Origin of the sequence: Mucilaginibacter pocheonensis (assembly GCF_031456535.1) — a bacterium.
Lineage (GTDB): Bacteria > Bacteroidota > Bacteroidia > Sphingobacteriales > Sphingobacteriaceae > Mucilaginibacter > Mucilaginibacter pocheonensis.
Genome location: NZ_JAVDUU010000001.1, coordinates 1 through 13083, shown reverse-complemented (window position 1 = coordinate 13083; position 13083 = coordinate 1). Strand labels below are relative to the sequence as shown.

At 45.0% G+C, this 13083-nt stretch carries 12 protein-coding genes; 3 read left to right on the top strand and 9 right to left on the bottom strand.

Annotated features, from left to right (window positions below; genetic code table 11):
• Positions 1-42: 42 nt before the first annotated feature.
• Positions 43-957 (bottom strand): AraC family transcriptional regulator, encoded by a 915-nt coding sequence (locus tag J2W55_RS00060; RefSeq protein ID WP_310090537.1) that lies wholly within the window; start codon positions 955-957, stop codon positions 43-45.
• 98 nt (positions 958-1055) lie between these two features.
• Here J2W55_RS00060 and J2W55_RS00055 point away from each other — a divergent pair, with 98 nt between their 5' ends.
• Positions 1056-1421: a SnoaL-like domain-containing protein gene (locus J2W55_RS00055; RefSeq protein ID WP_310090535.1), complete on the top strand. Its 366-nt coding sequence runs from the start codon at positions 1056-1058 to the stop codon at positions 1419-1421.
• 7 nt (positions 1422-1428) lie between these two features.
• On the opposite strand, the gene J2W55_RS00050 is transcribed toward J2W55_RS00055, so the two are convergent.
• From J2W55_RS00050 to J2W55_RS00035, 4 genes are all read right to left on the bottom strand, one after another.
• A complete protein-coding gene (locus tag J2W55_RS00050; protein WP_310090533.1) occupies positions 1429-2352 on the bottom strand; it encodes a helix-turn-helix domain-containing protein in 924 nt (307 codons plus the stop codon).
• 12 nt (positions 2353-2364) lie between these two features.
• Positions 2365-3291: an NAD(P)H-binding protein gene (locus J2W55_RS00045; RefSeq protein ID WP_310090531.1), complete on the bottom strand. Its 927-nt coding sequence runs from the start codon at positions 3289-3291 to the stop codon at positions 2365-2367.
• 1 nt (position 3292) lies between these two features.
• Positions 3293-4168, bottom strand: coding sequence for an SDR family oxidoreductase (locus tag J2W55_RS00040; protein WP_310090529.1), 876 nt, complete (start codon positions 4166-4168; stop codon positions 3293-3295).
• Positions 4169-4500: 332 nt separating this feature from the next.
• Positions 4501-5745 carry an amidohydrolase family protein gene (locus J2W55_RS00035; RefSeq protein WP_310090527.1) on the bottom strand — a complete coding sequence of 415 codons (1245 nt, stop codon included), beginning with the start codon at positions 5743-5745 and terminating at the stop codon, positions 4501-4503.
• Positions 5746-6018: 273 nt separating this feature from the next.
• On the opposite strand from J2W55_RS00035, the gene J2W55_RS00030 reads away from it, so the two are divergent.
• A complete protein-coding gene (locus tag J2W55_RS00030; protein ID WP_310090525.1) occupies positions 6019-7056 on the top strand; it encodes an SDR family oxidoreductase in 1038 nt (345 codons plus the stop codon).
• 8 nt (positions 7057-7064) lie between these two features.
• Entirely contained in the window at positions 7065-7865 is an 801-nt protein-coding gene (locus tag J2W55_RS00025) for a helix-turn-helix domain-containing protein (protein ID WP_310090523.1), read from the top strand.
• A 148-nt stretch (positions 7866-8013) separates the two neighbouring features.
• Here J2W55_RS00025 and J2W55_RS00020 read toward each other — a convergent pair whose 3' ends face one another.
• The 4 genes from J2W55_RS00020 to J2W55_RS00005 form a co-directional block, all read right to left on the bottom strand.
• Positions 8014-8847, bottom strand: a complete 834-nt coding sequence (locus J2W55_RS00020; RefSeq protein WP_310090521.1) for an NAD-dependent epimerase/dehydratase family protein — start codon at positions 8845-8847, stop codon at positions 8014-8016.
• Positions 8848-8910: 63 nt separating this feature from the next.
• Positions 8911-9762, bottom strand: a complete 852-nt coding sequence (locus J2W55_RS00015; RefSeq protein WP_310090519.1) for a helix-turn-helix domain-containing protein — start codon at positions 9760-9762, stop codon at positions 8911-8913.
• A 145-nt stretch (positions 9763-9907) separates the two neighbouring features.
• Positions 9908-11635 (bottom strand): glycoside hydrolase family 13 protein, encoded by a 1728-nt coding sequence (locus tag J2W55_RS00010; RefSeq protein WP_310090517.1) that lies wholly within the window; start codon positions 11633-11635, stop codon positions 9908-9910.
• 302 nt (positions 11636-11937) lie between these two features.
• Complete coding sequence (locus tag J2W55_RS00005) at positions 11938-12216, bottom strand: hypothetical protein (protein WP_310090514.1); 279 nt, start codon at positions 12214-12216, stop codon at positions 11938-11940.
• Positions 12217-13083: the final 867 nt, after the last annotated feature.

The window sequence follows — 13083 nt, the reverse complement described above, 5'->3', positions numbered from 1 at the left end:
AGACATATGATTAACTATTGATGAAAAAGCAATAGCTTAGAATTATTTCAAAAACTTGTTTCTTCTGTATACCGCGGGAGTTTGCCCTGTTTTTGATTTAAAGATTCGGTTAAAAGCCGCCTCCGACTGATAACCAACGCTTGCTGCAATTTCGGATATATTGCTGTTAGCCGTCATTAATAACTTCTGGGCATGCCTGATGCGCCAGTTAGTAAGATAGCTTATCGGTGTTTCGTGCACTAATTTTTTAAATTGATTAAAGAATACAGAGCGTGACATGCCCGCCTCTGATGCAAGGGATTCCAGCGTCCAGTCGTTTTGGGGCGAGTCCTGCATCAGTTTTAACGCCTTGCTGATCCTCGGATCATTTAATGCGGAAAGAAAACCACTGTCAGGCGTAGCCTGTTCTAAATAGGCCCTGATGATATTGACAAACATAATTTCCGACAAGCATTTCAGCATTACGCTGCTTCCCGGTCTTTCGTTATTCAATTCTTCCAGCATTAATTGCGTAACCTGCTTTAGCAATAACTGGTTTTCTGTTACATATTGCCTGATATGGATAACCGGCGGCAAATCCTTTAAAAAAGGGTGCAACGACTGGTAATCAAATTCAAAATGGCCCGCTATAAGAATAGTTTTGTTATCGCCATTATTAAAAACGGGGGTACCTTCTCTCCGGGCCTTAACAAATTCGGGCGAAGGCATGCGTAAGCTCGTAGCGCTGTCTGCTATCCAGTGGGCACTGCCATGAGGTACAAATACAAGGTCGCCTTCCGCCATTTCTATAATACGGCCATCGGGCGAACCAACCGTACAACTGCCGCTTACCAACCGCCAGAATTGCGAATTTTCGTCTCTAACAATATCCAATCCCCATGGAGTTGCAAGCGGAAATTTACTGTAAACAACGCTCCTCAATCCAACTGCCTCCAATATAGTACTTAATGCATCCATGTTTTAATTGATACGATTGAGCAAATATATGGCACCTTTAGATGCTTTTAGTATTAACAGGCAGAATATCTTTGTTCTATAAATAAAATCAAAAAGATATGACAACTCAGGAATTAGCCAATCGCTACAACGAACTTTTCCAAAAAAGACAAGTGCCCGAAATTTACGCGCAGCTTTATAGCGCCGACATTGTTTGCACCGAACCCGAACATGCTTTGGCAATGGGCGTACCCACCATAACCAAAGGTATTGAAGCGGTTTTAGCAAAGTCAAAAGCCAGGCAGGAACTAATAGCAGAAGTACACAGCTTTTTTAGCAGCGAACCAATAGTTGGCGGCGATTATTTTAGCGTGGCCATGGGCCGGGACATGACCTTAAAAAATGGACAACGGGTACAGTTAGCAGAAATTGCGGTTTTTGGCGTAAAGGACGATAAGATCATATCCGAAACCTTTTTTTATTGATCGCTGCTTAATTGAAAGAATGCCTGAATTCCATTGGCGAGAGGCTGGTCTTGGTCTTGAAAAGCTTACTGAACGATTGCAGGTGCTCAAATCCAAGTTCATAAGCAATCTCGCTAACGGTAAGGTTCGTAGTCGATAGTTTTTCCTTGGCCAGTTCGATCAGCTTATTGTGCAAATGCTGCTGGGTGTTTTGTCCGGTAAGGGATTTGAGCAGGCCGCTGAGGTAACCAGGTGAGATATTTAAGGTTTCGGCAATATGGGCCACGCTGGGCAGGCCGTGTTTAGCTAAAGATCCACTGCCGAAGTAGTCGGAAAGATAATCTTCCAGGCGTGTCAGCAATTCATGGCTGGCGATCTTGCGGGTGATGAATTGGCGCTGGTAAAACCTTTCAGAATAAGTCAGCAAGAGTTCCAGTTGGGCAATGATCACGTTTTGGGTAAACCGGTCTATATTCGCGTGATATTCCTGCTCAATATTTTGCGCGATAGTCGTCAGCATGGTTTCTTCCCTATCAGACAGGTACAACGCCTCATAAACCGAGTAGCTGAAAAACTCATATTGTTTGATGGTTTTAGCCAGCGCGGTGTTCCACAAAAAGTCGGGGTGGATCAGAATAACCCAACCTTCCGGCCGGTGCATTTGAGTACTCTTTTCTATATCCATACCAAAGACCTGGCCAGGCGACATAAAGAAAAGCACACCTTCATCAAAATCGCATGGCTGCTGCCCGTATTTAAATTTGGCGTTTTTCATCCGCTTCAGTGAGATCGAATAAAAATCATAGGTCAAACTGAATGAGCTTTCTGCAAGGGGCCTGTTCAGGTCTTCCATATGCACCACACTGATCAGCGGATGCGCCGGTTTCGGCAGGCCCGCTGCGCGGTGATATTCGGTGATCGTATGGAAACGGAATAGCTGGTGGTTATTCATATTACAAGGTGCTTATTTTTGATGATAGGTTGCTGCGAACTCCTTAGCGAAATCAGACAATTTAACCTTGCCCATTTTGGGTTTACTTTGATGAAAGTTCTCCAGCGCTTTGCCGCTGTGCATCGCCGCCTGCATTTCTACTAATGTCTCCGCCAATTTTTCCGGTACTTTGGCCATCTTCAACCCCTGCAGCATTTCCTTGTCAGAAAGCAGCACCCATTTTAACCAGGGCTTGCCTATGGCAGTACCGATAATCTTTGCCGCTTCGTTACAGGTCATTTCCTCGCTGCCTACGTAACGGATAGTTTTCTCTTGGGGTTGTAAAAGTAATTCTTCAGCAACCGCATCCGCGATATCCTTTGGAGATACGAAAACTATCCGGTCCTCTCCGCCATAGTTCCCCATTAGCAATCCGGTCTTGCCGGTCAACAAGGCCCACAGGCCGGAGTAACGCAAGGTCAGAAATTTACCGATGAAGCCCCTGCCCTTGATCAGGTCAATAGACTGGTAAAAGTTGGTATAAAACGAACCGGGCCGCATAATGGTAATCGAGGCATCCAAGTTATCGAAAACATGCTCTACGTTTTCGTCTTTAACCAGGTCCGCTACCCAGCCGCTCATCACAACAATCCGGTTAGTACCGGCTTCCTTTAATGCCTCTGCATAGTTTTGAGCCATCCGGTGCATATAGGCTCCCAGGTCCTGCTCTGTAAAACTCAGCGGGATCATCGCGTAAACCGCGTCAGCGCCTCTGAAAGTGTTTGTTAGAAAACCAACATCGGCTATCGACCCAATAGCTGCCGCCGCTCCCAAAGCTTCAATAGCCGTCTGTTTTTTAGCATCACTGCTGATCACCGTTACCTGATGCCCTTGAGCTACCAATGTTACTGTGAGCGGCTGGCTGATGTTCCCTAAAGAACCCGTTACAATGATCTTCATTTTATTGGGTGTAAACACCGTTTTCAATATCTGTAAGTAGGCCCGGATGCGTTGGGTGCCAGTTCAACGTTTCCTGTGTCCACTTGCTCGAAGACGGACAGTCAATAGCAGCCATATGAGCAAACCAGCCAAAATGCTCCGCCGCTGCTTCAGATGTAACTGATTTTACCGGGAGATCAAGTTGTTTGCCAATAGTTTCGGCAATGGATTTGACTGTAATTGCTTCTTCGGCAGAAGCGTGATAGCGAGCACCCGGTATAGCATTTTCCAAAGCCAGTCGGAATAAATGGGCTGCATCCAAACGATGCACCGCGTTCCAGCGATTCAGCCCTTCACCAATATAAGCCGAAAAACCTTTTTCTTTTGCAATATTGACCAGTATCGGCACAAAGCCATGCTTGTCGTCATCCCCATGCACGGAAGGCGACAAACGTACAGACGCGGCACTTACCGAATCTCCTGTTTGCTCCGATGCCCGCGGCCATGCCGAGTTAACTGGTGGCTTAATATCTTCGGTGGCCAGCTCTCCCGGGCTAACCAATGCTGTGCCCGAGGTAACAATAAAAGGCCGATCAGAACCGGCCAGTACTTTGCCGATGGTTTCAATGGCAATTTTATCCACCTTGCAAACTTCCGCAAAGCGGGTAAAGTCATGGATAAAACCAGCGTGGATAACACCGTCGGCTTGAGCAGCGCCGCTGCGCAGGCTTTCGAAATCTTCCAAATCACCGCGGTGAACTTCTGCACCGGCTGCGATCAGTTTTTGGGCAGATGCCTCCGAACGGGCCAACCCCAGTACCTGGTGGCCGGCATTTATTAATTCCTGCACAATGGCAGTACCAATGAAGCCTGTGGCTCCGGTGACAAATACGCGCATAGTTGATGTTCTTTGTTTCTACAAAGATGAGGGGCTTTGGCTGTCAGGATTTATCCAAATCTGCGTTTGATTTAGCCAAAACCGCAAAAGCGTGTTAACATTCTGAATCATCGGATGAAAGTAGCACCTGGTCGGTTACAGGATGTTTACGATAATGGTTTCAGCTACCTTACTCAGACGAACGGCTCTCCACCGGAAGTTACAACGATATGGCGCTTGCTAAGAAGGATATTTTTGAAATAACATCCCGACGATCTCCGTGTGGGGTTATACCAAACATTATGAAATTTAAAGAATATCAAAGATTAAATGACGTGATGTAATAACTGGTATTATGGCTGATATATCCTACCATTTTTAATGACCATGTTTATAGTTTTGAGGTTGCCTATATCCTGAATGGGGTCACGCCAAAGAATCAATAGATCGGCATCCATACCCGGGCTTATACTTCCTTTAGTAGCCTCCAGATGTAAGGAAGCCGCGCTGTTTTTTGTTGCTGCTACGATTGCATCGAAAGGCGAAAGTCCTGCATCGGTAATCAGCAAACGCATTTCGTCCTGTACAAATTGTTCCTGGTCGTCGTCGGTACCGGCACAAATCGTAACACCTGCCTTATATGCGCGGATGGTAATTCTTTTGGCGATCTCATAGTCCCATTGCATGGAGGTATCACTGATCGCCCATTTTTTATAAGTCAGCAGCGTTGCATCGAATACGGTGTGATGTTGTTTCATCTGGCTGAACAATTCATCAAGTTCAGGCATTGCTTTATCCCAAAAGGCGGCATCATGACGACCCTTCTTCCAAAACGCAGGCACTTTATCAACTTTTTCATAGATCAGTAGCGGGGCGTGTGAAATGGAAATGCAGCCGGCTTTAACAAGGTCCGAAGGCCTGGCTCCCTGCAGCCAGGCATGTGACCAAACCGGCATATTTTGCTTTTTTGCTTCATCTAAAATTTTATTGGTTAAAACGACGGAAAGATTCGCATAAAGCTTGATACCAGACGCGCCACTTCCTTTGGCCTGAGCAATCGCCAGCTGGATATTGGTTGTATCCGTTATTGCTTTCATATATGGCATGTTACCGGCCGTGCCGCCTTTGGTAGATGCCTGTGTCCTCGGATCGCTAAAGAATTCGGTACCTGCCATCAGTGCGGAATAATAGATTGCGGGTGCTGTAATTTGGTCTTCGTTCGCATCGCGGGCGAGTTCAGCGAGCACTCTTGCATCGCCTGCCATATCACGAACTGTTGTTACACCGCTGTAAAGCATTTGCTGCAATATTTGTAACGTATGCGAACGGTTATCAACACCGCTTGGGTCTGTAGCCATATGCACATGGCTATCTATCAAACCTGGTAGTAAGTACTTCCCCTTTAAATTGATAACAACAGCTGAATCAGGGAAGGCGATAGTTCCTTTAGGAAAAACTTTAGTAATGCGCCCGTCCTGAATCACAACAGTTTGGTGCATCGCCGGCACCGGATGCCCGGCATCAATTAGGGTAGCGTCATTAAGTACTAAAAGGCGTGGCTTAAATTGTGCGTAAGAGAAACATGGAAATAAGACCAAAAGTAAAATATAACTATAATTAGTTTTCATGCATTTGTGCTTAGATGTCAGACATAATACAAGTTAACTATTTAACAGATTTAGTTTAAGTAATCTTTTCGGTCATATATGCTGCTCTTTCTCAATATCCATTTAATAACAGCAGATGAAATGTTTAGCCAAATAGCGAACCATTAACGAAACTTCCGCCTTTTAAACAAAGCAAATTACGCCTTTTGAACAAAACGCCCCGCCGGATTTATCCGGAATTTTGGCTCATCAATAAGAACAAATATGAACACCAATTCAAATACAGAAAAATTAGTGCTGGTAACTGGCGGCGCGGGTTTCATTGCCGTGCACTGCATATTACAACTATTAAAAGCCGGATACCGGGTAAGAGCGACTCTTCGTGATTTAAACCGGGGGGCGGTTGTCAGAGCCATGCTCCGCGAAGCCAGTTTGGAAGCAGGCGACCGATTGACCTTTATTCAGGCTGATCTGTCAGGCGATGCGCATTGGGAAGAAGCGGTAAAAGGCTGTACCTATGTGTTGCATGTTGCATCGCCAACACCCAAGTTAGATTTCAAGCACGAAGATGAAATGATCATCCCCGCCCGTGAAGGTGTGCTACGGGTATTGCGGGCAGCACGGGATGCCGGCGTGTCGCGTGTAGTACTCACGTCTGCCATCGGCGCCGTCGTTTATGGACACCCTAAACAAACCGCGCCTTATGACGAAACCTTCTGGACGGATACTACCCATGCACCGGCTTACCAGAAATCCAAAACACTGGCAGAGAAAGCCGCCTGGGAATTTATGACCAGGGAAGGCGGTAGCCTGGAACTTTCCGTCGTTAATCCGGCAGCGGTGATGGGCCCGGTATTGGGGCCAGACTATTCGCATTCCATCTACCTGGTCAGAAACCTGCTGAGCGGCAAAATGCCTGGTTGTCCGAAAATAAATGCTTGTTTTGTTGATGTGCGCGATGTGGCCGATCTGCACCTGCGGGCCATGGTTGATCCTAAAGCCCGGGGTGAGCGTTTTATCGCCTCCGGCGGCGAAAGCATTTGGCTGGTAGAGGTGGCCCGTATATTGAAAGAAAACCTGGGTGAGGCAGCTGATAAAGTGAAGGTTAAGCAGTTGCCCAACATTGCGCTGCGAATAGCGGCTTTGAAAGACCCCATGGTCAAAAGCATGATCCCTTTACTGGGAATTCCGATGAACCTCACCAGTGCTAAAGCAATTAACCGGTTGGGCTGGTCACCGCGTTCGCCACAAGAGGCCATCCTGGCGGCGGCAGAGAGTTTAATCCGTTTGAATTTGTTGTAAATTGCGTCATGGAGGTTGCTGAGGTTTTCGTATCCTGTAAAAAGGAAGCTCATTACAGCCGGGAGCTGATGCTGCCGCAGCCGGCGCTGGTGCGGGTGATCTCCGGCGAGGTGCGAATAGCTGCCGCCGACCGCAGCTTTCGTTTCTTTGCCGGCGATACCATTTTATTCCCACGTGACCAGCTGGCACGGATGAGCAAACTGCCGCTCAACGGGATACCTTGTGTAGCTATCTCGGTCATCTTTCGGCAAGATCGCCTTAAACAACACTACCAGGACATCAAGCCATCATCACAGTTGAAGCATGAGCCGCTGATCTTTGAAGATCACCCGCTGCTTGAAAGCCTGTTCAACTCCCTGGAGCCCTATTTCAAACTCGCCGATGCACTACCTGCCGATATCGCGGCTTTCAAAGTGGAAGAAGCTATCCGCATTTTGCGCGCCATAGATCCAGCAACCGACAGCCTGCTCGGACATTTTGAAGCGCCGGGCAAGCTCGATCTTGTGGCTTTTATGGAGCAGAACTTTCAGTTTAACCTGCCGCTGGAGAAATTCGGTTACCTGACCGGGCGGAGTTTAACCACATTCAAGAAAGATTTTAAACAGGCTTTCGGGAGTTCGCCCGGCCGATGGCTAACCAGGAAGCGCCTGGAACTGGCCCGCTACCAATTAACGGAACACAAACGAAAACCCTCAGAAGTTTACCTGGATACAGGCTTTGAGGATCTGTCGCATTTTTCGTTTGCTTTTAAAAAACAGTACGGCTATTCGCCAACCGAAGTCCGCGGACTTGATCCTTCATCTATTTGATGGCTTAATTTTATTAGTTCGCAAGTGAAGTATTAAAAATCGCGGCTTTATTTACAAATCCCTCTGATCACAACTTCAAGTTAACATTAAGGGAGCAGAAAAACTGAGTTTTCTGCTCCCTTACCCCTTTACCGCGAGCGGCGTCAACTCACAAAATATCTAAATCTCTTGCTACAAAAAAGCTGGGCACCAATGGCCTGAAACCGATTTTTCTGATCTTCTGCGAATTTATGATTCCTTCGAACGGATCGTTGAGCGGCCCCTCTGCATGATCAAATATCGCCTTTGCTTTTCCCACCGACTCTGCCAATTCATAAAGGGTAATGGGTGCATCGTCCACGATATTAAATATTTGTCCGTTAATACCATCTTGCTGTAATAGTAAAAACAGCCCTTGCGCAACATCCAGGTGATGTACCATGTGCATTCTCGAACCTGAGTGACGTCCCCAGTTTTTCAATATAGGCATGATCTCCTCAATATGCGGGTCATGATCACCATACACAAAACCCAAACGAAGTATGCGCACGTCAAGGTCCATTTTCAGCAAGGCTTGCTCAGCTGCGACCTTGCTCGACGAATAAGCCCTGGGGTCATTAATATCGACGATATCATCCTCTTTTGCCGGATGTCCGTAACCTGAACTGTAGACGTTGCTCGTACTAACAAATACAAATCGTTTAACGCCTGCTGCCATGGCGGCCTGGGCCAAAGCCACCGTGCCGGCATGATTGGTTTTGACAATGCCTTCATTGTCGGTAAAGGTTCGGAATAGGGCGGCTAAATGGATAACCGCATCCATACCTGTCACGGCAGACGTTAACGTACTTGGGTCATAAAGGTCGCCCACCACTACTTTGGCGCCCGGTAATGCTTTAGACGCATCCCTTACCAGTAGGGTAACGTCGTATCCTTTGGCTATGAGGCGGGGAACAAACCTGCTCCCTACCTTTCCTGTTGCTCCTGTAACTAAAACTTTCATAAACCAAAGTTCGGCGTATTTATGGATCCGGAGACTTTACAATCAAACCAATAATTATGATTTTCAAACTTTTCGAAAGGAATTGGGTGTAGTTCCGGTGATCCGCTTAAAGTAGTTATTAAAATAAGCCGGATAGTTGAACCCCAGTGCGTAGGCGATATCGGCAACGCTCCAATCCGTATGCTTCAGGAGCGCTTTGGCTTCGGCAGTGATACGGGCGGCTATATGTGCCGACGTTGGTTTGCCCGTTACCTCCTTAACCGCGCGATTCAGATAATTCACATGGACAGCCAAACTTGCAGCAAAGTCCTGCGGATTGCGCAGTTTGAGCGGATCACTGCTGCGTTCAATCGGAAATTGCCTTTCCAACAAGTCGATAAACTGGTGAGCGATGCGGCTCGTGCCATTGATGAATGGTTTAGTCTGCTGCGAGGGTTGTATCTCCAGTGCTTCGTGAATTATTAATGCGATGCAGCTTTTGATCAGGTCGGCTTTATGAGGGTACTCGCCATCGTAGGCTTTTAGCATTTTTTTGAAGATACTACCTATGAAAAATGCTTCATCTTCCTTCAGGGGAATAACGGGGTTATCCCCCACACTGAATAGCGGGGAGTCCTGCAACTCCCGCTTATTAATAAAGCCCTCGGTAAATATGCAGCCGTAGCCGCTGGTGCGGTTGACGCGCCGAACAATGGAATGGGCTACTTTTGGATTGATAAAGAAGAGCACGGTGCCTTTGATCTCTACGATTTGGCCGCCATAGTCAATCGTCATATCGCCGTTCACCAGGCCCATTTTATAAAAATCGCGACGGCCTGTTCTGGCCGGAACATCAACCGAGGGGGATAGTTCATGCACCTTAAAGCCTTTGAGTTTTGATTCATCCCAACTCAATCCGGGGATCCCTGTTTCCATCTAACAAAGTTAACAAAATCAAACCTTTCATCAATTGCTAACAGGATACCCAAAGCGAGACCGGACGATCCTCAACAGCGGTTACAACAACAGTTGCTTTGGCTACTTTTCAGAATGAATACATCCTGACATTTGGTGCATTCTATTATTGTAATTCGTATACTATCGCTTCATATGGTCGTAGCTTCCCGTTTTTTGAAGGGTGATCATAATTACCTATTAATATTCTGGCTTTATTAAGATCTATCTCCGTGTTTGCTGATGCGGCTACACTTTTGAAATTTAATAATATCAACAGCCTTTTGCCATTCAATTCCCTTGTATATGAATAAGTATCGGGGTTTTTGTTATCAAGCAGGGTATATTTTCCGTAAACTAAAACTTTGTTTTCTTTACGCAGCTTTACAATTTTTCGAAAATAATTTAACGGGCTGCTCGGGTCTTTAACCTGGGCGACAGCGTTAATGGATTTATAGTTCGCATTAACACCAATCCATGGCGTACCTGTTGTAAAACCAGCGTTCAAAGTACCATTCCATTGAAAAGGAGTTCGGCCATTATCCCGGCTTTCAAAGCTTATTTGCTTTAAATATTCTTGCATGTTAGCACCCAGTTTTTTTTGACGCCGATACTCGTTGAGTGTTTGTACATCGCGGTAATCTTCAATTTTAGTAAAACCGGCATTAGTCATTCCCAGCTCGTCGCCATTATAATAATACGGAGTTCCCCGCATAGTCATGATAAAAGTAGTGAGCATTTTAGAAGAGACTTCTCTAAATTCGGGGCTATCATTGCCAAACCTGCTCACTAATCTCGCCTGGTCGTGATTTGCCAGGAAAATGGATAACCACCCTTTTGCGGCAAAGGAGCTATCCCATTTGCTGAACACATTTTTAAAATGCAGCAGGCTATATCCTTCACGTTTGGCAATATCTACCCCGTCAAATGCGTAGGCCATATTTAGCTCATTCCTATCTGCGTCAACCAGGTTGTGGGCATCCTCAAAGTTATTTCCGGCTCCTTCTGCTACGCTCATCACATTATATTTGCTTAATACTTCCTTGTTCATTTCCTGAAGGTACCCATGCAAATTTCCCTGCATCCCGTAATATTGCGTAAAGTTTTTTTCGAATCCCTGCCGAAATGCCGGAAAAGTAGTATCCTTTGCCGCGAACTGAAAGGCATCGAGCCTAAAGCCATCAATTCCTTTATCAGCCCAAAATTTCATAATATCATAAACTTCATGCCTGAGTTTTGGGTTCTCCCAATTTAGATCGGGTTGCTTACGCGAAAAATAATGCAGGTAATAAGCATTGGTTAATGAGTCATATCGCCATGCATCGTGGTTTACATCAAATAGGCTGTAGCGGTATGGCGGCTTGCCATTTTCTGCATTCCACCAATGGTAATATTCACGATAAGGACTGGTACGCGAGCTCCTGCTTTGCTTAAACCACTCGTGCTCATCACTACTGTGATTCACAACCAGGTCCATCACCAGCTTAATCCCGTGCTCATGCATGCCTTTGAGCAGGGCGTCAAAATCCGCCATGCTACCAAAATCTTTCATAATAGTACGGTAGTCGCTCACGTCATAGCCGTTATCGTCATTTGGTGAGCTATAAATGGGGTTAAGCCACACCGCATCGATACCCAGGCTTTTTATATAGCCAAGCTTCGAAATTATTCCTTTCAGATCACCTATACCGTCTCCGTCGCTATCTTTAAAACTACGAGGATAGATCTGGTAAACTACGGCCTCCTTCCACCACGCCTGAGTATTATTGTTTTTGTCGTTTTGAGCGTAAGCTTCTATGCTTATGAAAATAAGCAAACTTATAAATGTCCTGAAAACGAAAATCGTTCCTTTCATTAGAGAAGACCGTTAGTTAATTTTTTAGCTCAATTTGGAAATTTGATCTTTTTTATAAATACTATTCTAATTTAGAATTATTTATCCAACAGCCAATAATGTGTCTAAGTCTTCCTCTATAAAGAGAGATTATAATAACAAGGAAATCGTTATCATAACTAAAAATGTCATTCTACAGCATAAAAACCGGCATTTTTTAAAATAAAAACGGGCATGTACATATGGGGGCTTTGATCCCAGACTGGAAAGATTTCGAACCAACTTTTTGAAAATTTAAAAGTTTTTAAGCGAATTTGATTGAGCTAATCTTGTGAAACTAACTTTACTTGCTGACCCTCCACAAAATAATCAGCCGGAAGCCACTCTAAACTTAGCGGCCTAAATACAAATATATCCAAACGAGGATTGCCATTCTCGTCAAGTTTCCTTGGCATTTCGACATAGGGATAAATGGGTATTCCAGCAAGAACTGCACCTTCCATTACTTGAAAATCCGGATCTCCTTCCATTAAGCGAGCAAAAATAAAGTCGCCACGATTGTGATAACGATGGACTCTTACAATTTCAAAGCTCCATTCCATATGTTTTATTTAGACTTTGATTTTCTACTTGAAAAACGAATCTATGAAACTTTGAGCATAAAAAAGCCCCGCGGACCTGCGGGGCTTTGCTCCTACCTGGGCTCGAACCAAGGGCCAAAGATTATGAGTGCTTTGCAGTAACCAATCTATGAGGTAAGTAAAAAACAAATATATTTGCGTATCAATTTGTGAAATTTAGATCGATTTAAGAGGTTGTCGCACGAGACCTGTTTTACAAAAACCAAGTATTAAGAATAGTGAGGCAGAAAAAGCACTTCGGTTCGAATCCCTCCCTCTCCGCTATGTAAGGATTTTGGAATCCCAAGCCGGAGAGATAATCTTCGGCTTTTTTATTTTACAGTTAATCCCAATATATATTTCGAAGTCCTAAAATGAGTTTTTTAAAAGGAAGAATCGTCAGAATAATTGTCCACAAACCGTTCGAATGGTCGCACTGCATTTATTTGGAACGATTATTTATGATCGTGCTGGGACAAAGATCATAGTTAAATTATCAAAAGAGATAAAAGGAGAAAAATTTGTGTTAAAGAAGATTTAGATGAATTTGATTATATTTTGATTGGTACAGTAACTATTGATTAATCAGATTCTTTATTCATTTGCGATAATAGCTTCCTCAAGCCGTATGGAGCGACATCCACTGAATCGTTTGCAACCGCATATCTAAATTTCAGGTCACTTACAGTTGCGGCAGTGGGTTGGTTTATTTTTAATAATCTGTTAGTGCTAATACAATACGTTGCCCTTTTGGCCTGATACGGTATAAGCTGCCATTACCGGTTTTTCCCATCACACCTTGTATAGTTTGCAACTGGTAAGCATGGCCATCAAACTCATATTGGGCAC

Coding starts and splice junctions, on each gene's coding strand:
- J2W55_RS00060 (WP_310090537.1), bottom strand. CDS start 957: ATGGATGCATTAAGTACTATATTGGAGGCAGTTGGATTGAGGAGCGTT.
- J2W55_RS00055 (WP_310090535.1), top strand. CDS start 1,056: ATGACAACTCAGGAATTAGCCAATCGCTACAACGAACTTTTCCAAAAA.
- J2W55_RS00050 (WP_310090533.1), bottom strand. CDS start 2,352: ATGAATAACCACCAGCTATTCCGTTTCCATACGATCACCGAATATCAC.
- J2W55_RS00045 (WP_310090531.1), bottom strand. CDS start 3,291: ATGAAGATCATTGTAACGGGTTCTTTAGGGAACATCAGCCAGCCGCTC.
- J2W55_RS00040 (WP_310090529.1), bottom strand. CDS start 4,168: ATGCGCGTATTTGTCACCGGAGCCACAGGCTTCATTGGTACTGCCATT.
- J2W55_RS00030 (WP_310090525.1), top strand. CDS start 6,019: ATGAACACCAATTCAAATACAGAAAAATTAGTGCTGGTAACTGGCGGC.
- J2W55_RS00025 (WP_310090523.1), top strand. CDS start 7,065: ATGGAGGTTGCTGAGGTTTTCGTATCCTGTAAAAAGGAAGCTCATTAC.
- J2W55_RS00020 (WP_310090521.1), bottom strand. CDS start 8,847: ATGAAAGTTTTAGTTACAGGAGCAACAGGAAAGGTAGGGAGCAGGTTT.
- J2W55_RS00015 (WP_310090519.1), bottom strand. CDS start 9,762: ATGGAAACAGGGATCCCCGGATTGAGTTGGGATGAATCAAAACTCAAA.
- J2W55_RS00010 (WP_310090517.1), bottom strand. CDS start 11,635: ATGAAAGGAACGATTTTCGTTTTCAGGACATTTATAAGTTTGCTTATT.
- J2W55_RS00005 (WP_310090514.1), bottom strand. CDS start 12,216: ATGGAATGGAGCTTTGAAATTGTAAGAGTCCATCGTTATCACAATCGT.